The organism is Pseudomonas frederiksbergensis (assembly GCF_900105495.1).
GTDB lineage: Bacteria > Pseudomonadota > Gammaproteobacteria > Pseudomonadales > Pseudomonadaceae > Aquipseudomonas > Aquipseudomonas frederiksbergensis.
Genome location: NZ_FNTF01000002.1, coordinates 5,519,116 through 5,542,706, shown reverse-complemented (window position 1 = coordinate 5,542,706; position 23,591 = coordinate 5,519,116). Strand labels below are relative to the sequence as shown.

Below are 23,591 nucleotides of genomic sequence, written 5' to 3'. Positions count from 1 at the left end.
TTTTAATGTTTTTCGAAGAAAGGCTTATTTCGTTTTTTATTGCACAAGTTGGTTCAGGCGCTGCCACGGTTTGCTCGGGCCATTCAGCAATCTGATGGAGCGTGGATCGGGCATAGTCCTTCGCTACACTCGGTGCATCTTCCCCGGAACAACAAGGCTGTTTGCTATGCAAAATCGCATGATGATCACTGGCGCGGGCTCGGGCTTGGGTCGCGAAATCGCGCTGCGCTGGGCGCGTGAAGGCTGGCAGCTGGCCTTGTCGGATGTCAGCGAACCCGGTCTGCAGGAAACCCTGAAATTGGTTCGAGAAGCCGGCGGCGACGGTTTTATCCAGCGTTGCGACGTGCGCGATTACAGCCAGCTGACCGCGTTCGCCCAAGCCTGCGACGAGAAATTCGGGGGCATCGATGTCATCGTCAACAACGCCGGCGTTGCCTCGGGCGGGTTTTTCAGTGAGCTGTCCCTGGAAGACTGGGACTGGCAGATTGCGATCAACCTGATGGGCGTGGTCAAGGGCTGCAAGGCCTTCCTGCCGCTGCTGGAAAAAAGCCAAGGCAAGATCATCAACATCGCGTCGATGGCCGCCCTGATGCAAGGCCCGGCCATGAGCAACTACAACGTGGCCAAGGCTGGCGTGGTGGCGTTGTCCGAAAGCCTGCTGGTGGAGTTGGCGCAGCAGGAAATCGACGTGCATGTGGTGTGCCCGTCATTCTTCCAGACCAATTTGCTGGACTCCTTCCGTGGCCCGACGCCGGCCATGAAAGCCCAGGTCGGCAAGTTGCTGGAAAGCTCGCCGATCACCGCAACCGACATTGCCGACTACATCTATCAGCACGTTGCCGCCGGCGAATTCATGATCCTGCCTCACGAACAGGGCCGTATGGCCTGGGCGCTCAAGCAGAAGAACCCGCAACTGCTCTACGATGAAATGACCGCCATGGCCGACAAAATGCGCGCCAAGGCCAAACAAACCGCAGGCTGAACTTGCCCGTACGCAATACCGTCGTTAGGGTGGCCGCCATCGGCCATCCTCGCGAGACGTTTGCATGCTCAATTACCTGTGGTTTTTCCTCGCCGCGCTGTTCGAAATCGCCGGCTGTTTTGCCTTCTGGATGTGGCTGCGCCAGGGGAAAAGTGCCTGGTGGGTCGTGCCCGCGCTGCTCAGTCTGACCTTGTTCGCGCTGCTGCTGACCCGCATCGAAGCGACCTACGCCGGTCGCGCCTATGCCGCTTACGGTGGCATCTACATCATCGCGTCGATCGGCTGGCTGGCGGTGGTCGAGCGGATTCGTCCGCTGGGCTCGGACTGGCTCGGGGTGGCACTGTGTGTGATCGGGGCTAGCGTCATCCTTTTCGGCCCGCGATTCTCCGCTTCCTGAAGGATCAGTCCTTCATTCAACCGGTTTGTCAGACGTTTCCATAGGAACTGTTCGGAAGGGGCTGTAGGGCGGGACTGATTTGCCGTAATCCCATTGAAGACCCTCCGAGTGCAGGGCATCGTCAGGGTCCGATACCCCTGAAGGACGAATGCCATGCTTGTACTCAGTCGCGTTGTGGGCGAGTTGATTTCCATCGGTGACAACATTTCCGTGCGCGTTCTTGCCGTCAACGGCGGCAGTGTGCGTTTCGGCGTCGAAGCGCCGCAAAACGTCAACGTGCACCGGTCCGAGGTCTACGACCGCATCCAGGTCAAACTGGCGAAAAACAAAGGGCGCTGAGATCTCAGTCGAACAAGTGCTTGGGCACATCGTGTTTGAGCATCAACTGGCATTGTTCGCTTTCCGGGTCGAAGACAATCAGCGCCTGGCCCTTGGTCAATGCCTGGCGAACACGCAGAACACGGGTTTCCAGCGGCGTGTCATCGCCATTGTCCGTACCGTCACGGGTCACGAAATCCTCGATCAGGCGGGTGAGGGTGTCGACTTCAAGTTGGTCATGGGGGATCAGCATAGGCACCTCGGCTAAACAATGGCGCGATGCTACGGCGAATGGGAGGTTGCGGCTAGCCTGGGGTTTTGAGTTGTCTGGTCTGACGCCATCGCGAGCAGGCTCACTCCCACAGGTGACCGCGTACTCCTGTGGGAGATTCTATGGTTGAGGGAAAGCCCTCAACTGGCTTTTGGCTGATATTCGCTTTGCCCTTTCAGCAAGGCGAATACCACCCGAGCAAGCTTGCGAGCCAGCATCACCAGCGCCTGAGTGGTGCTGAAACCCCGCGTTCTTTGTTCTTCGTAATACCCTTTCCAGGCTTTCGTACGGCTAGCCGACATCGCTGCATTGTGCAGAAGTCGGCGGGCCTCGGGGTCGCCGCGCTTGGTCAAACTGCGGCGAGCGTCCTTCTGTCCTGATTTCGCCACCCGTAAATCCATGCCCAGGAAGGCGATAAAGGCATCCGCGTTTCTAAAATCTCCTCGCTGAAATGCAGTTATCAAGCGGGCCCCAGTCAAAAATCCAATACCCTCAACTTTCAGGCAGCGCTTCAATTGACCGAGCAAACCGGCTTCTTTGAGCTGATCGTTGATCGTCTTTTCGATCAGCGTCTCAAGCTGCTGCATGGACTTCACTTGCTCGGCAAAAGCCGCCTTAAGCAGCGGCTCATTCGACCAGCTCTGCACCAGGCCGACCCTGGCCTGGACCAAGGCTGCGCGGCGGCGGAAAAGGCTCAGGAGCTGGCGGTACAGCGGTGAGGGCGGGGTCCAAGGACGCAACTCCTCGGCTTCGTTCTTCAGGTAACGAGCCAGTAGCTTGGCATCCAGTGCGTCGGTTTTGGCGCGGATCTTCACGCCTTCGCGATAATGTTTGAGCTCATAGCCTCCCACCATGTAAATCGTGCAACCGGCCTCATAGGCCAGATCAGCGAAGTCCAGGTGGTAAATGTTGGTCGCCTCAATGGCAATAGCCACCGTCCCCGACAACGCCTTCAGCCACTGTTTGATGGATGTTTTGGTGTTGGGAATCTCTTCAAGCAAATCCCCATCAGACTGATAAATCACCAGTTCATTCTTGGCGACATCCACACCTACGATCGGCTTTGTGACAGAAACCGGCATTGCCATTGGATTTCCTCCGGGATATGGTTTTAAGCACTTGAAGGGCTCACCCAGAGGCGCAGGCTTGTTCCTATCGTCGGTCTAGCCAGATGCATTCTTTATCGGCGCTTGGGTGAAAGGAGGAGGGGCGAAATCTCCCACGGTCTGTACTGCGTCAACAGTCAGAATCGAGCCTTGTCCCTCCTCCTCCCTTCAAGTCCTACCATACAAGCGAGCCTGCTCGCGATGGCAATCTTTCAATCACAGCCTATCTCAAGCAAGACTCAGCTTTCGGAGCGCTGCCCCACCAGGCTATCCACCGACGGCACCCGCGTGTCGCTTTCCATCTGTGTCTCATGTTCGATCTGATGACTGAACCGGTCCAGCGACCCCTTGGCCGGTTGTGCATCGCTGGCAAACACCGGCGGGCTCAGAATATAGGCGCCGAGCAGGCGGCTGAGGGCGGCGAGGCTGTCGATGTGGGTGCGTTCGTAGCCGTGAGTGGCGTCGCAGCCGAAGGCGAGCAGGGCGGTGCGAATGTCATGCCCGGCAGTGACCGCCGAATGGGCATCGCTGAAGTAATAGCGAAACAGGTCACGGCGCACCGGCAACTCGTTGTCACTGGCCAGGCGCAGCAGATGTCGCGACAGGTGATAGTCGTAAGGCCCGCCGGAATCCTGCATCGCCACGCTCACCGCGTGTTCGCTGGAATGCTGACCCGGTGCGACCGGGGCAATGTCGATGCCGACGAATTCGCTGACGTCCCACGGCAATGCCGCCGCCGCGCCACTGCCGGTTTCCTCGGTGATGGTGAACAGCGGATGACAGTCGATCATCAGCTCTTGGCCGCTGTCGACGATCGCTTTGAGCGCCGCCAGTAATGCGGCAACGCCGGCCTTGTCGTCAAGATGACGGGCGCTGATGTGGCCGCTTTCGGTGAACTCCGGTAAAGGGTCGAAGGCGACAAAGTCACCGACGCTGATCCCCAGTGAGTCGCAATCGGCACGCGTGGCGCAATAGGCGTCCAGGCGCAATTCGATGTGATCCCAACTGATCGGCATTTCATCCACGGCGGTATTGAACGCATGCCCGGAAGCCATCAGCGGCAACACGCTGCCACGGATCACGCCGTTGTCGGTAAACAGGCTGACCCGGCTGCCCTCGGCAAAACGGCTGGACCAGCAACCGACAGGCGCCAGGGTCAGGCGGCCGTTGTCCTTGATCGCGCGAACCGCTGCGCCGATGGTGTCGAGGTGAGCGGAGACCGCGCGGTCGGGACTGTTCTTCTTGCCCTTGAGGGTGGCGCGGATCGTGCCGCGGCGGGTCATCTCAAAGGGAATGCCCAGCTCTTCAAGCCGTTCGGCGACGTAACGCACGATGGTATCGGTGAACCCGGTCGGGCTGGGAATGGCGAGCATTTCCAGCAGGACTTTTTGCAGGTAGTTCAGATCCGGTTCGGGAATGTTGCTGGTCATGGAAACTCCTGATGAGTTAAGCGTTGATCGTTCCCACGCTCCGCGTGGGAATGCCTCACTGGACGCTCCGCGTCCGCTTTTGGGACGCAGAGCGTCCCTGGCTGCATTCCCACGCAGAGCGTGGGAACGATCAGGAAGGGGGGGCTAAGCCGCCGGTTGACTGTGCGGAAACAACAAATCCACAAACCGCTCGGCCGTCGGCTGCGGTTCGTGGTTGGCCAGTCCGGCGCGCTCATTGGCTTCGATAAACACATACTCCGGTTGATCGGCGGCAGGCACCATCAGGTCGAGCCCGACCATTGGAATGTCCAGCGCCCGCGCCGCGCGCACCGCCGCATCCACCAAGGTTGGATGCAGGATCGCCGTCACATCCTCAAGAATCCCGCCGGTATGAAGGTTCGCCGTTCGCCGTACGAACAGATGCTCGCCCGCCGGCAGAATGCTGTTGTAGTCAAAACCCGCCGCCTTCAAGGTGCGCTCGGTCTCGTGATCCAGCGGGATTTTGCTTTCTCCGCTGGTAGCCGCCTGACGACGCCGGCTCTGCGCTTCGATCAGCGCACCGATGGAATGCTGGCCATCACCGACCACTTCTGCCGGACGACGAATCGCCGCGGCGACCACCTCAAAACCGATCACCACAATCCGCAAGTCGAGGCCTTCGTGGAAACTCTCCAGCAGCACGCGACTGTCGAACTGGCGGGCGGATTCGATGGCTTGCTGGACCTCTTCGATGCTCCGTAAATCCACCGCGACGCCTTGGCCTTGTTCGCCATCCAGCGGTTTGACCACGACCCGTTCGTGCTCGTCGAGAAACGCCAGGTTGTCGTCGGCATTGCCGGCCAGTTGCTGCGACGGCAGGTTCAGCCCGGCGGTCTTGAACACTTTGTGCGTCAGGCTTTTGTCCTGGCACAACGTCATGCTGATAGCGCTTGTCAGGTCGCTGAGGGATTCACGGCAACGTACGCGGCGACTGCCATGGATCAAGGTGAACAGGCCGGCATCGGCGTCATCGACTTGCACTTCGATGCCGCGACGGTGCGCTTCCTCGACGATGATCCGTGCATAAGGATTGAACTCGGCTTCGGGACCCGGGCCGAGAAACAACGGCTGATTAATGCAGTTCTTGCGCTTGATCGCGAAGGTCGACAGGTTGCGAAACCCCAGCTTGGCGTAAAGGCTCTTCGCCTGCCGGTTGTCGTGCAGCACTGACAGGTCCAGGTAACTCAGCCCACGGCTCATGAAGTGTTCGATCAAATGTCGCACCAGCACTTCACCGACACCCGGACGCGAACATTGCGGATCGACCGCCAGGCACCAAAGGCTGCTGCCATTTTCCGGATCGTTGAACGCCGTGTGGTGATTGAGACCCATGACGCTGCCGATGATCGCACCGCTGTCCTCATCTTCGGCCAGCCAATAGACGGGCCCGCCCTGATGACGCGGCGTCAGCAGACTCGCATCGATCGGCAGCATGCCGCGCAACAGATACAGCTGATTGATCGCCTGCCAGTCCGCGTCGCTCTGGGCGCGGCGGATGCGAAAGCCGCGAAATACCCGAGTCGACTGGCGGTAATCGCTGAACCACAGGCGCAAGGTGTCGGACGGGTCAAGGAACAACTGGGCCGGCTCCAGCCCCAGCACTTGCTGAGGCGCAGCCACGTACAGGGCGATGTCGCGTTCACCGGTGTGCTCGTTGAGCAGTTCTTGGGCCAGGCTCGCCGCATCCGGGAAGGTATGGCCGATCAGCAACCGGCCCCAACCGCAATGCACGGCGATCGGTGCAGCGCCCAATTCACTGCCGTCTTCGGCGAGGCGCGCCTGCAAGCGTTCGTAAGAGGGCGCCTGACCGCGCAACAAGCGTTGGCTGTAGGCCGTGGCGTGGGGTTTCATCGATCAGATTCCTTGTTCGCTGAGCCACAGGTTCAGCGCCGCCAATTGCCACAGCTTGGAACCGCGCAACGGGGTCAATTGACCTTGTGGATCGGTCAGCAGACGGTCGAGCATCGCCGGGTTGAACAGGCCGCGATCCTGACTCGGATCGAGCAGCAGTTCGCGCACCCAGTTCAGCGTATCGCCTTGCAAATGCTTCAGGCCGGGGACCGGGAAGTAGCCTTTCTTGCGATCGATCACTTCACTCGGAATCACCAGCCGCGCCGCTTCTTTCAAGACCTGCTTGCCGCCATCGGGCAGTTTGAATTTGCCCGGCACGCGCGCCGACAATTCCACCAGGCGATAGTCGAGAAACGGTGTGCGCGCTTCCAGGCCCCAGGCCATGGTCATGTTGTCGACGCGTTTGACCGGGTCGTCCACCAGCATGATCGTGCTGTCCAGGCGCAGGGCTTTGTCCACCGCGGCATCGGCGCCGGGTTGTGCGAAATGTTCCTTCACGAAGTCACCAGCAGCGTCATTTGATGTCAGCCATTTCGGCTGCACGGTGGCGGCGTAGTCGTCGTAGCTGCGGTCGAAAAAGGCATCGCGATAGGCGGTGTACGGATCTTCGGCACCGTCGACTTGTGGATACCAGTGATACCCGGCGAACAACTCGTCCGCGCCTTGGCCGCTCTGCACCACTTTGCAGTGCTTGGCCACTTCACGGGACAGCAGATAGAACGCGATGCAGTCATGGCTGACCATCGGTTCGCTCATGGCGCGGAACGCCGCGGGCAATTGCTCGATGATTTCTTTTTCGGCGATGCGCAATTGGTGATGCTGGGTGCCGTAGTGCTTGGCGATCAGGTCCGAATACTGGAACTCGTCGCCGCGCTCGCCGCCGGCATCCTGGAAACCGATGGAGAAGGTCGACAGGTTTTCCACGCCGACTTCACGCAACAGGCCGACCAGCAGGCTCGAATCGACACCGCCCGACAGCAGCACCCCGACGTCGACTGCCGCACGTTGACGGATCGCCACCGCGTCACGGGTGCTGTCGAGTACGCGGTCACGCCAGTCTTCGAGTGTCAGATTCATCTCGTCGGCGTGTGGGCCGTAGGGCAGGGTCCACCAGGTTTTCTGCTCAGTGGTGCCATCGGCTTCGATGCGCATCCAGGTCGCCGGTGGCAGTTTTTCGATGCCGGCCAGCAAGGTGCGCGGTGCCGGGACGACGGCGTGGAAGTTCAGATAATGATTGAGTGCCACCGGGTCGAGGATCGGGTTGATGTCGCCGCCCTTGAGCAACGCCGGCAGTGCCGAGGCAAAGCGCAGGCGCTGACCGGTGCGCGACAGGTACAGCGGCTTCACGCCGAGACGGTCGCGGGCGATGAACAGGCGTTGGGCATCGCGCTCCCAGATGGCGAAGGCGAACATGCCGTTGAGTTTGGGTAGCAGTGCTTCGCCCCAGGCGTGATAACCCTTGAGCAGGACTTCGGTGTCACCGCCGGAATAGAAGGCATAACCGAGGCTTTCAAGCTCGGTGCGCAGTTCCGGGAAGTTGTAGATCGCGCCGTTGAAGGCCAGGGACAAGCCCAGTTGGTTGTCGATCATCGGCTGCGCCGAGCCGTCCGACAGGTCCATGATTTTCAGGCGACGATGGCCCAGGGCAATCGGCCCCTGGCTGTGGAAGCCCCATGCGTCAGGGCCGCGTGGGGCCAGGTGATGGGTGATTCGTTCAACGGCCGCGAGGTCCGCAGGTTGATGATCAAAGCGTAACTCGCCAGCTAATCCGCACATAAATTCCTTACCGGTTTTTCCGTTGGGGAGGGTCAATCGATACCGCGCCAAAAACGGCGGGTACTCAGAAACTGACCCGGCTGAATCCCCGGAGTTTTAGACCGATAAGTTATAAGGCGTGGCGTCAGACTTTTCCGCGGACCAATTGGCGCACGGCAAAACGGTTGGGATGGCAGGCTTCGGCGACCGTTCTGGGCAGGGGCAGCGGTTCGTTTTCGATCCATGCCGCGAGCAATTCACCCGACAGCGGCGCGGTGATCAAGCCGCGAGAACCGTGGCCGCTGTTGACGTAAAAACCCTCAAGCCAGGGGCAGGGAACATCCGGTACTTGCCGGGCGTCCTTGCTCAGCACGGCGTAGGCATCGGCGAAGGCCGCGGGTTCGGCCAACGGGCCAACGATCGGCAGGTAGTCCGGGCTGGTGCAGCGGAACGCGGCGCGTCCTTCAAGCAGTTGCGGGTCCAATTCCTGTGCATGCAGCCGCCTGGCCAGGTCGGGGGAAATTTCCTCCAGCAAAGCCAGGTTGCCGAGGTGTTCGGCGAGGGTCGGGGTCAGGTCGTCGCTCTTGAAGTCGAAGCTGGCGCCGAGGGTGTGTTCGCCCAGTCGAGCCGGCGCCACATAGCCTTCGGCGCAGACGACGGTGGCCAGGCTCTGGCTTTCCGGTGTTTGCGCCAACCGAGTGATCTGGCCACGAATGCGTTTGAGGGGCAGCTCGGCGCTTTGAGGGAAGCGCTTGATTTCTGCGGCGCCGGCCAGGATCACCACGGGGGCACTGGCCAGCAAATCATCACCGTCCCAGGCCTGCCATTGATCATCAACCTTGCGCAGCTCCAGGACATCGCGATGGGGCAGCCACTGGATGTTCGCCGAAGATGCTTGCCAATGGCACAACGCCGGCGGATGAACCCAGCCGCCCTCCGGGAAAAATAATCCGCCGTGCTCCAGGGCGATGCCGGCCCGAGTCTGGGCTTGCGGTTGATCGAGCAAGTGCACCAGGTCTGGCGAAAAGGCGGCGGCCAATTGCGCCTGGCGTTCGGCTTCCTTGGCATTGAAGGCCAGTTGCAAGACCCCGCAATCGTCCCAGTCGATGCCCCGTTGCAGCTGTTCGAGCAAGCGTCGGGTGTGACCGAAACCACTGACAATCAATTGCGACAACGCGGTGCCATGGGCCGAAAGCTTGAGATAAAGCACGCCCTGTGGATTGCCCGAGGCTTCTTGCGCCAGCGCATCGTGACGCTCCAGCAGGCTGACTTGCCAACCCCGCGCGGCGAGACTGGCGGCCGTGGCGCAACCGGCCAGGCCGGCGCCAATCACCAGTGCCCGACGTTCGCCGGTCAATGGCGTCGGACGTGCGAACCATGGTTTGACTGCGGCGGGCGCCGGGACTTCTTCCGGCCAGCCAAGAAAAACGCCCCGCAGGATCTCCCATTTGTGGCCGATGCCGGGCGTGCGCTTCATCTTGAAGCCTGCGGCATTCAACAGGCGGCGAACCCAACCGGTGCTGGTGAAGGTGCTGATGGTCGAGCCGGGGGCCGCGAGGCGTGCCAGTTCGGCGAACAGCTCGGCGGTCCACATGTCGGGGTTTTTCGCCGGGGCAAAACCGTCGAGAAACCAGGCGTCGATCTGCGCGTCGAGTTGGGGCAGTTGTTCCAGCGCATCGCCGATCAGCAGGGTCAAGGTCACGCGGCCGTTGTCCAGCACCAGGCGCTGGAAGCCTGGATGGATCGCGACGTATTGCGTCAGCAATTGATCGGCAAACGGCTTGAGTTCCGGCCACAAGGCCAGGGCGCGCTGCAGGTCGGGCAGGCTCAGCGGGTACTTTTCGACACTGACAAAATGCAGTCGCGCCCCGGCCGCCGCGTGCTGTTCGAACAGCTGCCAGGCGCAAAGGAAATTCAGCCCGGTGCCGAAACCGGTCTCGCCAATCACCAGTCGACCGCCCGCCGGCAGCGCGGCAAAGCGTTCACGCAAAGCGTTCTGTTCGAGGAACACGTAGCGGGTTTCGTCCAGCCCCGACAGGTCGGAGAAATACACATCATCGAACACCCGCGAACGCGGGAGCCCTTGGTCGTCCCAGTCGAGCTGGGCGTGGGGCAATACAGGTTTCATGGCAGGCTCGGCAACGGCAAGGCGGCCATTCTAGCCGATCGCCGGGGTGGTGCTTGATCCATGGCAACGCATGCGCTCGCAGATTCGCTGAAAATCTGTAGCAGCTGCCGAAGGCTGCGTTCGATCGCGCAGCGGTCGCAAAAACAGCCGATGCATTTTTCAGGTAAAACGTGAATTCAGGATTTACGACCGCTGCGCGATCGAACGCAGCCTTCGGCTGCTGCTACAGGAAACGTCGTTGCTGGGAAGTCAGGGATTTCTCCTGCGGAAACCACTCAATCCGCTAGTCTTGCTCAATCTGGAAAGGGAGCCATCCATGTTCGAATCCGCCGAAATCGGTCACGCCATCGACAAAGAAACCTACGAAGCCGAAGAACCAGCCCTGCGTGAAGCCCTGCTCGAAGCGCAGTTCGAACTGCACCAGCAACGCCGCTTCCCGGTGATCATCCTGATCAATGGCATCGAAGGCGCCGGCAAGGGCGAGACGGTCAAGTTGCTCAACGAATGGATGGACCCACGCTTGATCGAGGTCCGCACGTTCGATCAGCAGACCGACGAAGAGCTGGCGCGGCCACCGGCCTGGCGCTACTGGCGGATGCTTCCGGCCAAGGGCCGCATGGGGATTTTCTTCGGCAACTGGTACAGCCAGATGCTGCAAGGCCGGGTTCATGGCTTGTTCAAGGACCCGGTGCTGGATCAGGTCATCAACCAGTCCGAGCGCTTTGAAAAAATGCTCTGCGACGAAGGCGCGCTGATCTTCAAGTTCTGGTTCCACCTCTCCAAGAAGCAAATGAAGGCGCGGCTCAAGGCCCTGGCGGATGACCCGCTGCACAGTTGGCGCATCAGTCCGCTGGACTGGCAGCAATCGCAAACCTACGACAAGTTCGTGAAATACGGCGAACGCGTGTTGCGCCGTACCAGCCGCGACTATGCGCCCTGGCATGTGATCGAAGGGGTGGACCCGCATTACCGCAGCCTGGCGGTGGGCAAGATCCTGCTCGAAGGCCTGCAAAGCGCCCTGAAGCGACACAAGGTCCATCCTTCCAAGGTCAATGCCGCGCCGTTGCCGATCCATGTCGATCAACTGAGCCTGCTCGACAGCCTGGATTTGACCCTGCGCCTGGACAAGGACGATTACGAAGAACAATTGATTACCGAACAGGCACGATTCTCCGGCCTGATGCGCGACAAACGCATGCGTCGGCATGCCTTGGTGGCGGTGTTCGAGGGCAATGACGCGGCCGGCAAGGGTGGGGCGATCCGCCGGGTTGCCGCGGCCCTCGATCCGCGTCAGTACAACATCGTGCCGATTGCCGCGCCCACTGAAGAGGAACGGGCGCAGCCTTATCTGTGGCGGTTCTGGCGGCACATCCCGGCCAAGGGCAAGTTCACGGTGTTCGATCGTTCGTGGTACGGGCGCGTGCTGGTGGAACGCGTCGAGGGCTACTGCCCACCGGCTGACTGGTTGCGGGCCTACAGTGAAATCAATGATTTTGAAGAACTGATCGCCGAGGCCGGGGTGATCGTGGTCAAGTTCTGGCTGGCCATCGACAAGCAGACGCAACTGGAGCGCTTCCAGGCGCGGGAAGAGATTCCCTTCAAGCGTTTCAAGATCACCGAAGATGACTGGCGCAATCGTGACAAATGGGACGCCTACCGCGCGGCGGTCGGTGACATGGTCGATCGCACCAGCACCGAGATCTCGCCCTGGACACTGATAGAAGCCAATGACAAGCGCTGGGCGCGGGTCAAAGTCCTGCGCACCATCAATCTGGCGCTGGAAGAGGCGTTCGAAAAGTCCGACAAACACAACAGGAAAGCGCAACAGCACAAGAAGTGAACGATGGTTACGCATACACGGGGTGAATGATTGTCGCGGTCGGTAATGCAGTGGACTTATGCTCGGTCCACTCCCAACCGACAACAACAATGAGGTATGCCATGCGTGAAGTGGTGATCGTCGACAGTGTGCGGACCGGCCTGGCCAAATCCTTTCGCGGCAAGTTCAACATGACCCGCCCGGACGACATGGCGGCCCATTGCGTCAATGCGCTGCTGGCGCGTTCGGGCATCGACCCGGCCAGCGTCGAGGATTGCATCGTCGGTGCCGGTTCCAATGAAGGTGGCCAGGGCTTCAACATCGGACGCAACATCGCGGTGCTGTCGCGCCTGGGCACCGGCACTGCCGGCATGACCCTCAACCGTTTTTGCTCGTCGGGCTTGCAGGCGATCGCCATCGCCGCCAACCAGATCGCCTCGGGTTGCAGCGACATCATCGTCGCCGGTGGCGTCGAGTCCATCAGCCTGACCATGAAAAGCATCAACACCGACAACCTGATCAACCCGCTGCTGAAAGAGCAGGTGCCGGGCATTTATTTCCCGATGGGCCAGACCGCCGAAATCGTCGCTCGTCGTTACAACGTCAGCCGCGAAGAACAGGATCTGTACGCGCTGCAAAGTCAGCGACGTACCGCTCAGGCTCAGGCCGATCGATTGTTTGACGATGAAATCGTGCCGATGGCGGTGAAGTATCGGGTTGAAGACAAGGCCACCGGTCAGGTGCAGATCCTCGACGGCATCGTCGACCACGATGACTGCAACCGCCCGGGTACCACCCTGGAAAGCCTGGCGGGATTGAAACCGGTGTTTGCCGAAGACGGTTCGGTGACGGCGGGCAACTCTTCGCAGCTGTCCGATGGCGCGTCGATGACGCTGGTGATGAGCCTGGAAAAAGCACTGGAACTGGGGTTGAAACCGAAGGCGTTCTTCCGTGGTTTCACCGTGGCCGGTTGCGAGCCGGATGAAATGGGCATCGGCCCGGTGTTTTCGGTGCCGAAGTTGCTCAAGGCCAAGGGTTTGCGAATTGGCGACATTGATCTGTGGGAACTCAACGAAGCGTTCGCCTCGCAATGCCTGTACAGCCGCATTCGGCTGGAGATCGATAACGACAAGTACAACGTCAATGGCGGCTCGATTTCCATCGGCCATCCGTTCGGCATGACCGGCTCGCGTCAGGTCGGGCATCTGGTGCGTGAATTGCAGCGCCGCAATGTGCGTTACGGTATCGTCACCATGTGTGTAGGTGGCGGCATGGGGGCGACCGGGTTGTTTGAAGCAGTGCGTTAAGACTGCAAGATTTGTGTTGCCTGGTTAGCCGCTATCGCGAGCAGGCTCACTCCCAGAGGGATCTGGTGTGACATAGATCCAATGTGGGAGTGAGCCTGCTCGCGATGGCCGCGCCGCGGTCTACAGGCTCATCCGCAAAAGCAGCATCCGCTCAATGTAAGCCTGTACCTCGCGCGCCAACTTCTCCGGATTTTCAAACGGCCCCTCCAGGGTGTTTTCCCGGGTGCTGAAATACAAATCCCCATTCACACGACACACCCGGTCACAGCGAAAGTGAGTGGCGGGGGCATTGTCCTGGGCGCGTTTGCCGTACATGGCGATCTCCTGGGGAATGTTCCTGTTGGCGAATTCCATGAGCTTATGCATGAACCACTTGCGACGCCTGGCCAGCCGATCGACGGCATAGCGCCAATTTAATGGTGCGACCTGCACAGTTTCATTCGCGGCCAGCGCCCAACTGTCCCTGTGTGCTGAACAGGTCTGAGCCTAGAATGACGGTTCTCGCCACTTGGCTTCGGGGTTCGCAATGCACATTTCATCGGGTCGCTGGGTTTACGGTCTGTTCCTGGCCTTGGTGACCGCGCTGTTGTGGGGAATCCTGCCGATCAAACTCAAGCAAGTGCTGCTGGTGATGGACCCGGTGACGGTGACCTGGTTTCGCCTGATCGTATCCGGCGGCTGCCTGTTCATTTATCTGGCGGCGACCAAGCGCCTGCCGAGCCGCAAGGTGCTCGGGCCGCGTGGTGGCTGGTTGGTGTTGATGGCGGTGCTCGGCCTGGTGGGCAACTACGTGCTGTACCTGATGGGCCTGAACCTGCTCAGCCCCGGCACCGCGCAACTGGTGGTGCAGATGGGGCCGATTATGTTGCTGATCGCCAGTCTGTTTGTGTTCAAGGAACGGTTCAGCGTGGGGCAGGGGATTGGCCTGCTGGTGCTGCTAATCGGCTTTGCCCTGTTTTTCAATCAGCGGCTGGCCGAATTGCTGACCTCGCTGACCGATTACACCGCCGGCGTGCTGCTGGTGTTATTGGCGTCCACGGTCTGGACGTTTTACGCCTTGGGCCAGAAGCAACTGCTCACGGTATGGAATTCGCTGCAGGTGATGATGGTGATCTATCTGTTCTGCGCGTTGTTGCTGACGCCGTGGGTGCACCCGCTGGAAGCGCTGCAACTGAGCCCGCTGCAAGGCTGGCTGCTGCTGGCGTGCTGCATGAACACCCTGATCGCCTATGGCGCCTTTGCCGAAGCCCTGGCGCATTGGGAGGCATCGCGGGTCAGTGCGACGCTGGCGATCACGCCGTTGGTGACATTCGCTGCGGTGGCCGTGGCGGCGTGGATGTGGCCGGAGTATGTGCATGCCGAGACGATCAATGGTCTGGGGTATGGCGGGGCGGTGCTGGTGGTGCTGGGGTCGGCGCTGGTGGCGTTGGGGCCGTCGCTGATTGCGGGGCTCAGGGCTCGAAAGGCCCGAATAGCGGTCGGATGATCGTTCCCACGCTCTGCGTGGGAATGCCTCAATGGACGCTCCGCGTCCGCTTCGGCAGGGACGCGGAGCGTCCCGGGCTGCATTCCCACGCGGAGCGTGGGAACGATCAGTCAGGTCAGCCTTTGGCACCCGCCTCGAGCATATTCTCCGGCCTTACCCACGCATCAAACTCTTCATCCGTCAGGTACCCCAACTGCAACGCCGCCTCACGCAAGGTCAGCCCTTCCGCGTACGCCTTCTTGGCGATTTCCGCCGATTTGTCATAGCCAATGTGCGGATTCAGCGCCGTCACCAACATCAATCCACGCTCCAAATGCTCAGCCATTTTCTCTGCATCCGGTTCCAGACCGGTGATGCAATGCTGCTGGAAGTTGCTGCATCCATCGCCAAGCAGGCGGATCGATTGCAGCAGGTTGTGGATGATCACCGGTTTGAACACGTTCAGTTGCAGGTGCCCCTGGCTCGCGGCAAACCCGATGGCGACGTCGTTGCCCAATACCTGGCACGCCAGCATCGACAGGGCTTCGCACTGAGTCGGATTGACCTTGCCCGGCATGATCGAGCTGCCTGGTTCGTTGGCCGGCAATTTCACTTCGGCAAAGCCTGCTCGCGGTCCGGAGCCCAGCAGGCGCAGGTCGTTGGCGATTTTCATCAGGGTCACGGCGAGGGTTTTCAGCGCGCCGGACAGCGTGGTCAACGGCTCATGGCCAGCCAGGGCCGCAAACTTGTTGGGTGCGGTGACGAACGGCAGGCCGGAGAGGGCGGCCAGTTCGGCAGCGATGGCTTCGCCAAAACCGTGGGGCGAATTCAGCCCGGTGCCGACTGCGGTGCCGCCCTGGGCCAGTTCACAGACGGCGGGCAGCGCACTGCGAATCGCCCGCTCGGCGTAATCCAGTTGCGCGATGAAGGCCGACAGTTCCTGGCCGAAGGTGATCGGCGTCGCGTCCATCATGTGGGTGCGGCCGGTCTTGACCAGTTTCATGTGCCGCGCAGACAGCTCGGCCAATCCGCCCGACAGTTCGTTGATCGCCGGCAACAAATGCTGTTGCACCGCCTGGGCGGCCGCGATGTGCATGGCGGTCGGGAAGCAGTCGTTGGAACTCTGGGAGCGGTTGACGTGATCGTTAGGGTGAACCGGCGACTTGCCGCCGCGAGCATTACCGGCCAGTTCGTTGGCGCGACCGGCGATCACTTCGTTGACGTTCATATTGCTCTGGGTGCCGCTGCCGGTCTGCCAGACCACCAGCGGGAACTGGTCGTCATGGCTGCCGTCGAGCACTTCGTCGGCGGCCTGTTCGATCAGCCGGGCGATGTCGGCGGGCAGGTCACCATTGCGGTCATTGACCCGCGCCGCGGCTTTCTTGATCAGCGCCAGGGCATGCAGCACCGCCAGCGGCATTTTTTCGTTGCCGATGGCGAAGTTAATCAGCGAGCGTTGCGTCTGAGCGCCCCAGTAGGCTTCATCCGGGACTTCAACCTGGCCAAGGCTGTCGGTTTCGATACGGCTCATCATGCACACTCCTGTAGGTCGATAGCGCAGTTTAGGCCGTGATCGCCGGCCGTGGTTCCATCAGTCTGTTTTTTGACCGTTCAGCCCCTCTAAATCAGGTGCGACAAGGCTTGGGGTTGAGTGACACAGTTTTTTAGGTGCAGAATGGTCGCCCTTGAGGTTTTGCCTCGCCTGCTAGAAAAGGAAACTCGATGACTCGTCTTCGTGCCATCTGTACCGCGGTTGCACTGGTTTGCGCCAGCGGCCAGGTTCTTGCCGATACCGCCAGCCACAACGCCAGTGCCGAAGCTTTCCTGACCCTGGCGCACGCTGACAAATTGGGCACTCCGGTGTACATGCAAGTGCAGCAAATGTTCGCTCAGCGCTTTGAGCAAACCAAAGCCCCCGAGTCGAAAAAAGCCTTGCTGGAAACTTACCAGGCCAAAGCCAACGCCGCGCTGGACCAAGCCATTGGCTGGAACAAGCTGAAGCCGGACATGGTCAAGCTCTACACCACCAACTTCAGCGAATCCGAGCTGAAAGACCTGGTCGCGTTCTACAAGTCGCCACTGGGCAAGAAAGTCCTGGAAAAAATGCCGCAGCTGACTCAGCAATCGGCCCAGATGACTCAAGCCAAGCTGGAAAGCGCGGTGCCTGTGGTCAACAAGCTGCTGGCTGACATGACGGCCGAGCTGGAGCCTAAAGGCGCCGCTCCTGCCAAGAAAAAGCCTTAAGCGGAGTTCGGTATGACCATGCAACAACGCATCGAATCAACGCTGAGCCTGTTGCAGCCGCTGCATCTGCAAGTGCTGGATGAAAGCCACATGCACAGCCGTGGGTTGCAGACCCACTTCAAGGCCGTGGTGGTCAGCCAGCAGTTTGAAGGGCTCAACCGCGTCAAGCGTCACCAGAAAGTCTACGGCACGCTCGGCGAGCTGATGGGCGAGTTCCATGCGTTGGCGCTGCATACCTACACGCCAGAGGAATGGGCACAGATCGACGCGGCTCCGGCCTCGCCGACCTGTGCTGGCGGCAGCAAGCATTGATGTGAAGGGTTGATGGGCTGTGCCAAGCCTGCAGATCGCAGTCCTAAACCACACCGTTTTTGCTAGAATCCGCAACGCGCCGCTCACCCGGCGCGTTTTTTTTCGCATCCGGTTCACCCCTTACGAGGGTAGCCACCTGGAGAATCACCCATGACACAACAGATTGTCGTGGCGGCACTGTATAAGTTCGTCACCCTGGAAGATTACGTCGCCCTGCGCGAGCCACTGCTGCAAGCGATGGTCGACAACGGCATCAAAGGCACCCTGCTGATCGCCGAAGAAGGCATCAACGGCACCGTGTCCGGCAGCCGCGAAGGCATTGACGGGCTGATGGCCTGGCTGAAGAACGACCCGCGCATGGACGACATCGACCACAAAGAGTCGTACTGCGACGACCAGCCGTTCTATCGCACCAAAGTCAAACTCAAGAAAGAAATCGTCACCCTCGGCGTCGAAGGCGTAGACCCGAACAAAAAGGTTGGCACCTATGTGGATCCGCAGAACTGGAACGCGCTGATCAGCGATCCTGAAGTGCTGTTGATCGACACCCGCAACGACTACGAAGTCTCGATCGGCACCTTTGAAGGCGCCATCGACCCGAAGACCACCAGTTTTCGCGAATTCCCCGACTACATCAAAGCCCATTTCGACCCGGCCGTGCACAAGAAAGTCGCGATGTTCTGCACCGGCGGCATTCGTTGCGAAAAGGCTTCGAGCTACATGCTCAGCCAGGGTTTCGACGAGGTCTATCACCTCAAGGGCGGCATTCTGAAATACCTCGAAGAGGTGCCGCAGGAAGAAACCAAATGGCAGGGCGACTGCTTCGTGTTCGACAACCGTGTGACCGTGCGTCATGACCTCAGCGAAGGCGACTACGATCAATGCCATGCCTGCCGTACGCCTGTCAGCGCCTCCGACCGCGCGTCCGAGCACTACGTGGCCGGCATCAGTTGCCCGCATTGCTGGGATAAGCTGAGCGAGAAGACCCGTCGCAGTGCCATCGACCGGCAAAAGCAGATCGAACTGGCCAAGGCGCGCAACCTGCCGCACCCGATCGGCTACAACTACAAGCAAACTCCTTCCGAGGCTTGAACCATGTCTGCGCAACGCCTGCTTTATGTGATGGACCCGATGTGCTCCTGGTGCTGGGGCTTCGCGCCGGTGGCCAACGCGCTGGTCGAGCAGGCGCAAGCAGCGGGGGTGGACGTGCACCTGGTGGTGGGCGGTTTGCGTACCGGCAGCGGTTCCGCGCTGGAGCCGACCACCCGGCGCTACATCCTTGAGCATTGGCAAGCGGTCACCGAAGCCACGGGGCAACCGTTCAAGCTGGAAGGCGCATTGCCCGCCGGGTTTGTCTACGACACCGAACCTGCCTGTCGGGCACTGGTGACCGCGCGCAGCCTGGCGCCGGATTGCGCATGGAAACTGCTGGGGCTGATTCAGCATGCGTTTTACGCCGAAGGTCGCGACGTCACTCACGCCAGTGTCCTGGTGGAGCTGGCGGAGCAGGCCGGTCTGCCACGTATCGAGTTCGCCGCCGCGTTCGACCGTGCCGATCAGCACGCCGCGACAGCGGCCGATTTCACCTGGGTCCAGGACCTGGGCATTGCCGGTTTCCCTACCTTGCTGGCTGAGCGTAATGGTCAATTGGCGCTGTTGACCAATGGCTATCAGCCGCTCAGCGTATTGTCACCGTTGCTCGGCCGCTGGCTGGAGCGCGCTGCCTGTGCATGACCAGCCTGACGAAGCCGCAACCGCTACACGTGTCGACCGTCTGAGCTGGGCGGAAATCCGTCGCCTGGCGCTGCATCACAAAAAATCCCTGTGGATCGCCAACGGCGTGGCCGTGTTGGCCACCTTGTGCAGCGTGCCGATTCCCTTGCTCTTGCCGTTGCTGGTGGACGAAGTGCTGCTGGGCCATGGCGACTCTGCGCTGAAGATCATGAACCACGCGCTGCCCGACGGCTGGCAGAAAGCGTCGGGCTATATCGGCCTGATGCTGCTGGTGACCTTGTTGCTGCGTTGTGGCGCCTTGTTGTTCAACGTGGTTCAGGCGAAGTTGTTTGCGGCACTGGCCAAGGACATCGTGTACCGCATTCGCACACGGCTGATCGATCGGCTCAAGCGCATTTCCCTGGGCGAATACGAAAGCCTGGGCAGCGGCACGGTGACCACGCACCTGGTCACCGACCTCGACACTGTGGACAAATTCGTCGGCGAAACCCTCAGCCGTTTCCTGGTCGCCATGCTGACCCTGGTCGGCACCGCGAGCATTCTGATCTGGATGCACTGGAAGCTGGCGCTACTGATCATGCTGTTCAACCCGCTGGTGATCTACGCCACGGTATTGCTGGGCAAGCGGGTCAAGCACCTGAAGAAACTCGAGAACGACAGTACCTCGCGCTTTACCCAGGCACTCACCGAAACCCTCGATGCCATTCAGGAAGTGCGTGCCGGCAACCGTCAGGGTTTTTTCCTCGGGCGCCTGGGGCAGCGCGCCCGGGACGTACGCGATTACGCGGTGAACTCGCAGTGGAAAACCGATGCTTCGAACCGTGCCAGCGGCTTGCTGTTCCAGTTCGGCATCGATATTTTCCGTGCGGCGGCGATGCTCACCGTGCTGTTTTCCGACCTGTCCATCGGCCAGATGCTCGCGGTGTTCAGCTATCTGTGGTTCATGATCGGTCCGGTGGAACAGCTGCTGAATCTGCAGTACGCCTACTACGCCGCCGGCGGCGCGCTGTCGCGGATCAACGAGCTGCTGGCCCGGGCCGATGAACCTGAATACCCGGGCGGAGTGGACCCGTTCCACGGTCGCGAAACCGTGGGCATTGAAGTCCAGGGATTGAGTTTCGGTTACGGCGACGAGTTGGTGTTGAACCAGATGGACCTGTCGATCGCCCCCGGCGAAAAAGTCGCGATCGTCGGCGCCAGCGGTGGTGGCAAAAGCACGCTGGTGCAGTTGCTGCTGGGCCTGTACACGCCGCTCTCCGGGACGATCCGCTTCGGCGGTTCCACCCAGCAAGAGATCGGCCTGGAAACCGTGCGGGAGAACGTCGCCGTGGTCTTGCAACACCCGGCGCTGTTCAACGATACCGTGCGCGCCAACCTGACCATGGGCCGTGAGCGCAGTGACGAAGCCTGTTGGCAAGCGCTGGAAATCGCGCAATTGCACGCCACGATTCGAGAGTTGCCCAATGGCCTGGACAGTATCGTCGGGCGTTCCGGCGTGCGTTTGTCCGGCGGCCAGCGCCAACGCCTGGCCATTGCGCGGATGGTGTTGGCCGAACCCAAGGTAGTGATCCTCGACGAGGCCACTTCGGCACTGGATGCCGCCACCGAATACAACCTTCACCAGGCGCTGGCGCGGTTCCTGAGCAATCGCACCACGCTGATCATTGCGCACCGATTATCGGCGGTGAAACAGGCCGACCGGGTGCTGGTATTCGATGGCGGACAAATTGCCGAGGATGGCGACCATCAGCAACTGATTGCCGAGGGTGGTTTGTACGCCAAGCTTTATGGGCATTTGCAGCAGCATTAGGTCGGTGCCGCGTACCTATATAGGGCGATGTTCAGAGGGTGCCGAGGCGGATCCTCCGCTTGCCGGAACCGGGAACGCACCCTAGTCTAGCTGTAGCGATTTCGTCCGGAAGACGATCAAGCAGTGCTAATGCAAGGGATCTCATGAAACAAACGCGGACTCTCGGAACGCCACGGTTGTTGGGCATTGTCTGGCCATTTATCGCCGTTGTGTTATTTCAGGCCCTGTTGGGCGGCGTGAGCCTGTACGTTCTGTCGGCGGTTCGCGGCTACGTTGCCGGTGAAAGCCTGTGGTCCAAAGGCCAGAAAGACGCCATTTATTACCTCAATCTTTACGCCGACAGTCGCGACGAGGCGATTTTCCTCAAATACCAGAACGCCATTGCCGTGCCCCAAGGGGGCCACGAGTTGCGTGTGGCGCTGGATCATCAGCCGCCGAATATCGAAGCCGCGCGCGCGGCGATCCTCAAAGGCGGCAACCACCCGGATGACATCGATAGTGTGATCTGGCTGTACCTGAATTTCCGGCACTTCAGTTACCACGAGAAAGCCATTGACCTCTGGAGGGTGGGGGATGCGTATCTGGTGCAACTCGATGCCATTGCGCGGGAAATGCATCAGCGCGTCACCACCCGCCAGGCCAGCGCTGCCGATATCAAGCGCTGGAAGGAACAGATATTCCTCATCAACGAAAGTGTGACACCGGCGGCGAAGGCCTTCAGCGATGCCTTGGGTGAAGGCTCGCGGAGGATCCTGCGGGTGTTGCTGGTGACCAACCTCGCCACGGCTCTGGGATTGATCCTCCTGGCCTTGATGCGCACGCACAAATTGCTCAAGCAGCGCCATGCCTTCGCCGACGCTTTGCAGTTGGAGAAAGACCGGGCACAAATCACTTTGCAATCGATCGGCGATGGCGTGATCACCACGAATGTCGACGGAGCGATTGCCTACATGAATCCGGCCGCCGAGGCGTTGACGCACTGGAAAGCCGAACAGGCGACGGGTTTGCCGCTGGCGGCGCTGTTCAATCTATTGGACGAGAACGCTCAGGCCGATGGTTTCACGTTGATCGAGCACATTTTGAGCGGACAGCTGAGCGGTGGCAGCGAACACTCAAAACTGATCCAGCGCCTGGATGGCAGCACGGTTTCGGTGACCCTGGTCGGTGCGCCGATCCGCAACGCCGGCAAGGTCAGCGGCACGGTGTTGGTGCTGCACGACATGACCCAGGAGCGGCAATACATTGCCAATCTGTCCTGGCAGGCGACCCATGACGCCTTGACCGGGCTCGCCAACCGCCGCGAGTTCGAATATCGCCTGGAGCAGGCGCTGCACAACCTGACACGTCAGCCGGGGCGCCATGCGCTGATGTTCCTCGATCTGGATCAGTTCAAACTGGTCAACGATACCTGTGGCCATGCAGCGGGTGATGAATTGCTGCGGCATATCTGCGCACTGTTGCAGTCCGGTTTGCGCGAAGGCGATACCCTGGCCCGCCTGGGTGGCGACGAGTTTGGCATCCTGCTGGAGAACTGCGCCCCGGAAGCCGCCGAGAAAATCGCCGAGGGCCTGCGTCAGACTGTGCAGAACCTGCACTTCGTCTGGAAAGGCCGACCCTTTGTAACCACGGTGAGCATCGGGCTGGTTCACGTTGCTCAGAATCCGACCACCCTCGAGGCCTCGCTGCGCGCTGCCGACATGGCCTGCTACATGGCAAAGGAAAAGGGGCGCAATCGGGTTCAGGTCTATCACGCCGATGATTCGGAACTGTCCCTGCGCTTCGGCGAGATGGCTTGGGTACAGCGCTTGCACATCGCACTGGAAGAAGACCGTTTCTGTTTGTATGCCCAGGAAATCGCGCCACTTGGTCATGTCGAGAAGGGCGGTGGACATATCGAAATTCTGTTGCGCCTGCATGACGAAGCCGGACGCATGATATTGCCCGACAGTTTTATTCCGGCTGCTGAGCGATATGGTCTGATGACATCCCTTGATCGCTGGGTGGTACAGAACGTATTCAAAATTATTGCCCAATGCATAGCCGAACAGCACAAAGGCCCATTGGCCATGTGTGCGATTAATCTGTCAGGCACAACTATCGGAGATGAGGCGTTTCTGCACTTCCTGCGTGAACAGTTTGTTACTTACTCCATACCGCCTGAAATGATTTGTTTTGAAATCACTGAAACCAGTGCTATTTCAAATCTTGGAAGTGCAATCAGATTTATTAATGAACTCAAAGGCTTAGGTTGCCACTTTTCACTGGATGACTTTTGCGCCGGAATGTCCTCATTCGCATACTTGAAACATTTACCTGTAGACTTCTTGAAGATCGACGGGAGTTTCGTAAAGGATATGTTGGACGACCCGATTAACCGCGCCATGGTCGAAGTGATCAATCACATCGGTCATGTTATGGGTAAGCGTACGATTGCCGAGTTTGTTGAAACACCCCAGATCGAGCAGGCACTGTTGGAGATCGGGGTGGATTACGCTCAAGGGTATGTTATTGAACGCCCGCATTTGTTTACCTGCGACAGTTTACAAAGTCGTCCCGCCAGGCCACAGCCTTTGTTGTTCAAGGCGCCTGGCACGTTCCGTTGAAATCTCTTGCTGATCCTTAT

General features: G+C 60.0%; 20 protein-coding genes. 12 read left to right on the top strand and 8 right to left on the bottom strand.

Annotated elements, in window-relative coordinates; all coding sequences use genetic code 11:
- Nucleotides 1–166 precede the first annotated feature (166 nt).
- The 3 genes from BLW70_RS26050 to csrA all read left to right on the top strand — a co-directional run bounded on the left by BLW70_RS26050 (nucleotide 167) and on the right by csrA (nucleotide 1,718).
- Entirely contained in the window at nucleotides 167–982 is an 816-nt protein-coding gene (locus BLW70_RS26050; RefSeq protein WP_074878906.1) for an SDR family oxidoreductase, read from the top strand.
- A 64-nt stretch (nucleotides 983–1,046) separates the two neighbouring features.
- Entirely contained in the window at nucleotides 1,047–1,379 is a 333-nt protein-coding gene (locus tag BLW70_RS26045) for a YnfA family protein (protein WP_074878904.1), read from the top strand.
- A 153-nt stretch (nucleotides 1,380–1,532) separates the two neighbouring features.
- Nucleotides 1,533–1,718, top strand: coding sequence for a carbon storage regulator CsrA (gene csrA, locus BLW70_RS26040; protein ID WP_074878902.1), 186 nt, complete (start codon nucleotides 1,533–1,535; stop codon nucleotides 1,716–1,718).
- Between the two features lie 4 nt (nucleotides 1,719–1,722).
- Here the strand turns inward: csrA and BLW70_RS26035 are convergent, their stop codons facing one another.
- The 6 genes from BLW70_RS26035 to mnmC all read right to left on the bottom strand — a co-directional run bounded on the left by BLW70_RS26035 (nucleotide 1,723) and on the right by mnmC (nucleotide 10,277).
- A complete protein-coding gene (locus tag BLW70_RS26035; protein ID WP_003199186.1) occupies nucleotides 1,723–1,950 on the bottom strand; it encodes a YheU family protein in 228 nt (75 codons plus the stop codon).
- Between the two features lie 158 nt (nucleotides 1,951–2,108).
- Nucleotides 2,109–3,056 (bottom strand): IS110 family RNA-guided transposase, encoded by a 948-nt coding sequence (locus tag BLW70_RS26030; protein ID WP_074871984.1) that lies wholly within the window; start codon nucleotides 3,054–3,056, stop codon nucleotides 2,109–2,111.
- Nucleotides 3,057–3,313: 257 nt separating this feature from the next.
- Nucleotides 3,314–4,504 (bottom strand): osmoprotectant NAGGN system M42 family peptidase, encoded by a 1,191-nt coding sequence (locus BLW70_RS26025; RefSeq protein ID WP_074878900.1) that lies wholly within the window; start codon nucleotides 4,502–4,504, stop codon nucleotides 3,314–3,316.
- Nucleotides 4,505–4,648: 144 nt separating this feature from the next.
- Nucleotides 4,649–6,394 carry an N-acetylglutaminylglutamine synthetase gene (gene ngg / locus BLW70_RS26015; RefSeq protein WP_074878898.1) on the bottom strand — a complete coding sequence of 582 codons (1,746 nt, stop codon included), beginning with the start codon at nucleotides 6,392–6,394 and terminating at the stop codon, nucleotides 4,649–4,651.
- A 3-nt stretch (nucleotides 6,395–6,397) separates the two neighbouring features.
- Nucleotides 6,398–8,170 (bottom strand): N-acetylglutaminylglutamine amidotransferase, encoded by a 1,773-nt coding sequence (locus tag BLW70_RS26010; protein ID WP_074878896.1) that lies wholly within the window; start codon nucleotides 8,168–8,170, stop codon nucleotides 6,398–6,400.
- Between the two features lie 124 nt (nucleotides 8,171–8,294).
- A complete protein-coding gene (gene mnmC / locus BLW70_RS26005; RefSeq protein WP_074878894.1) occupies nucleotides 8,295–10,277 on the bottom strand; it encodes a bifunctional tRNA (5-methylaminomethyl-2-thiouridine)(34)-methyltransferase MnmC2/FAD-dependent 5-carboxymethylaminomethyl-2-thiouridine(34) oxidoreductase MnmC1 in 1,983 nt (660 codons plus the stop codon).
- Nucleotides 10,278–10,593: 316 nt separating this feature from the next.
- On the opposite strand from mnmC, the gene pap reads away from it, so the two are divergent.
- Nucleotides 10,594–12,117, top strand: a complete 1,524-nt coding sequence (gene pap, locus BLW70_RS26000) for a polyphosphate:AMP phosphotransferase (protein WP_074878892.1) — start codon at nucleotides 10,594–10,596, stop codon at nucleotides 12,115–12,117.
- A 101-nt stretch (nucleotides 12,118–12,218) separates the two neighbouring features.
- Complete coding sequence (locus BLW70_RS25995; protein ID WP_074878890.1) at nucleotides 12,219–13,403, top strand: thiolase family protein; 1,185 nt, start codon at nucleotides 12,219–12,221, stop codon at nucleotides 13,401–13,403.
- Nucleotides 13,404–13,523: 120 nt separating this feature from the next.
- Here the strand turns inward: BLW70_RS25995 and BLW70_RS25990 are convergent, their stop codons facing one another.
- On the bottom strand, nucleotides 13,524–13,718 hold the full coding sequence (locus BLW70_RS25990) for a DUF6316 family protein (RefSeq protein ID WP_033055288.1): 195 nt from the start codon (nucleotides 13,716–13,718) through the stop codon (nucleotides 13,524–13,526).
- Nucleotides 13,719–13,929: 211 nt separating this feature from the next.
- Between BLW70_RS25990 and BLW70_RS25985 the strand changes: the two genes are divergently transcribed.
- Complete coding sequence (locus tag BLW70_RS25985; RefSeq protein WP_074878888.1) at nucleotides 13,930–14,889, top strand: DMT family transporter; 960 nt, start codon at nucleotides 13,930–13,932, stop codon at nucleotides 14,887–14,889.
- Between the two features lie 115 nt (nucleotides 14,890–15,004).
- Here BLW70_RS25985 and BLW70_RS25980 read toward each other — a convergent pair whose 3' ends face one another.
- Nucleotides 15,005–16,399, bottom strand: coding sequence for a class II fumarate hydratase (locus tag BLW70_RS25980; RefSeq protein WP_074878886.1), 1,395 nt, complete (start codon nucleotides 16,397–16,399; stop codon nucleotides 15,005–15,007).
- A 191-nt stretch (nucleotides 16,400–16,590) separates the two neighbouring features.
- Here BLW70_RS25980 and BLW70_RS25975 point away from each other — a divergent pair, with 191 nt between their 5' ends.
- The 6 genes from BLW70_RS25975 to BLW70_RS25950 all read left to right on the top strand — a co-directional run bounded on the left by BLW70_RS25975 (nucleotide 16,591) and on the right by BLW70_RS25950 (nucleotide 23,571).
- Nucleotides 16,591–17,112: a DUF2059 domain-containing protein gene (locus BLW70_RS25975; protein ID WP_074878884.1), complete on the top strand. Its 522-nt coding sequence runs from the start codon at nucleotides 16,591–16,593 to the stop codon at nucleotides 17,110–17,112.
- Between the two features lie 12 nt (nucleotides 17,113–17,124).
- Nucleotides 17,125–17,424, top strand: coding sequence for a BolA family protein (locus BLW70_RS25970; RefSeq protein WP_074878882.1), 300 nt, complete (start codon nucleotides 17,125–17,127; stop codon nucleotides 17,422–17,424).
- 150 nt (nucleotides 17,425–17,574) lie between these two features.
- Nucleotides 17,575–18,516: an oxygen-dependent tRNA uridine(34) hydroxylase TrhO gene (gene trhO / locus BLW70_RS25965; RefSeq protein WP_074878880.1), complete on the top strand. Its 942-nt coding sequence runs from the start codon at nucleotides 17,575–17,577 to the stop codon at nucleotides 18,514–18,516.
- A 39-nt stretch (nucleotides 18,517–18,555) separates the two neighbouring features.
- Complete coding sequence (locus BLW70_RS25960) at nucleotides 18,556–19,158, top strand: DsbA family protein (RefSeq protein WP_173860450.1); 603 nt, start codon at nucleotides 18,556–18,558, stop codon at nucleotides 19,156–19,158.
- On the top strand, nucleotides 19,151–20,968 hold the full coding sequence (locus tag BLW70_RS25955) for an ABC transporter ATP-binding protein (RefSeq protein WP_074878876.1): 1,818 nt from the start codon (nucleotides 19,151–19,153) through the stop codon (nucleotides 20,966–20,968). Before BLW70_RS25960 ends, BLW70_RS25955 begins: the two co-directional genes overlap by 8 nt.
- Before the next feature lie 143 nt (nucleotides 20,969–21,111).
- Nucleotides 21,112–23,571 carry an EAL domain-containing protein gene (locus BLW70_RS25950; RefSeq protein ID WP_074878874.1) on the top strand — a complete coding sequence of 820 codons (2,460 nt, stop codon included), beginning with the start codon at nucleotides 21,112–21,114 and terminating at the stop codon, nucleotides 23,569–23,571.
- The last annotated feature ends 20 nt before the right edge of the window (nucleotides 23,572–23,591 follow it).

Bases quoted from the DNA above. Each gene is read 5' to 3' on its own strand.
- BLW70_RS26030 (WP_074871984.1), bottom strand. From the start codon at position 3,056: ATGGCAATGCCGGTTTCTGTCACAAAGCCGATCGTAGGTGTGGATGTC.
- mnmC (WP_074878894.1), bottom strand. From the start codon at position 10,277: ATGAAACCTGTATTGCCCCACGCCCAGCTCGACTGGGACGACCAAGGG.
- BLW70_RS25960 (WP_173860450.1), top strand. From the start codon at position 18,556: ATGTGCTCCTGGTGCTGGGGCTTCGCGCCGGTGGCCAACGCGCTGGTC.
- BLW70_RS26035 (WP_003199186.1), bottom strand. From the start codon at position 1,950: ATGCTGATCCCCCATGACCAACTTGAAGTCGACACCCTCACCCGCCTG.
- BLW70_RS26025 (WP_074878900.1), bottom strand. From the start codon at position 4,504: ATGACCAGCAACATTCCCGAACCGGATCTGAACTACCTGCAAAAAGTC.
- BLW70_RS25990 (WP_033055288.1), bottom strand. From the start codon at position 13,718: ATGTACGGCAAACGCGCCCAGGACAATGCCCCCGCCACTCACTTTCGC.
- BLW70_RS25985 (WP_074878888.1), top strand. From the start codon at position 13,930: ATGCACATTTCATCGGGTCGCTGGGTTTACGGTCTGTTCCTGGCCTTG.
- trhO (WP_074878880.1), top strand. From the start codon at position 17,575: ATGACACAACAGATTGTCGTGGCGGCACTGTATAAGTTCGTCACCCTG.
- BLW70_RS25970 (WP_074878882.1), top strand. From the start codon at position 17,125: ATGACCATGCAACAACGCATCGAATCAACGCTGAGCCTGTTGCAGCCG.
- BLW70_RS25980 (WP_074878886.1), bottom strand. From the start codon at position 16,399: ATGAGCCGTATCGAAACCGACAGCCTTGGCCAGGTTGAAGTCCCGGAT.
- BLW70_RS25995 (WP_074878890.1), top strand. From the start codon at position 12,219: ATGCGTGAAGTGGTGATCGTCGACAGTGTGCGGACCGGCCTGGCCAAA.
- BLW70_RS26045 (WP_074878904.1), top strand. From the start codon at position 1,047: ATGCTCAATTACCTGTGGTTTTTCCTCGCCGCGCTGTTCGAAATCGCC.
- BLW70_RS25975 (WP_074878884.1), top strand. From the start codon at position 16,591: ATGACTCGTCTTCGTGCCATCTGTACCGCGGTTGCACTGGTTTGCGCC.
- ngg (WP_074878898.1), bottom strand. From the start codon at position 6,394: ATGAAACCCCACGCCACGGCCTACAGCCAACGCTTGTTGCGCGGTCAG.
- pap (WP_074878892.1), top strand. From the start codon at position 10,594: ATGTTCGAATCCGCCGAAATCGGTCACGCCATCGACAAAGAAACCTAC.
- csrA (WP_074878902.1), top strand. From the start codon at position 1,533: ATGCTTGTACTCAGTCGCGTTGTGGGCGAGTTGATTTCCATCGGTGAC.
- BLW70_RS26010 (WP_074878896.1), bottom strand. From the start codon at position 8,170: ATGTGCGGATTAGCTGGCGAGTTACGCTTTGATCATCAACCTGCGGAC.
- BLW70_RS26050 (WP_074878906.1), top strand. From the start codon at position 167: ATGCAAAATCGCATGATGATCACTGGCGCGGGCTCGGGCTTGGGTCGC.
- BLW70_RS25950 (WP_074878874.1), top strand. From the start codon at position 21,112: ATGAAACAAACGCGGACTCTCGGAACGCCACGGTTGTTGGGCATTGTC.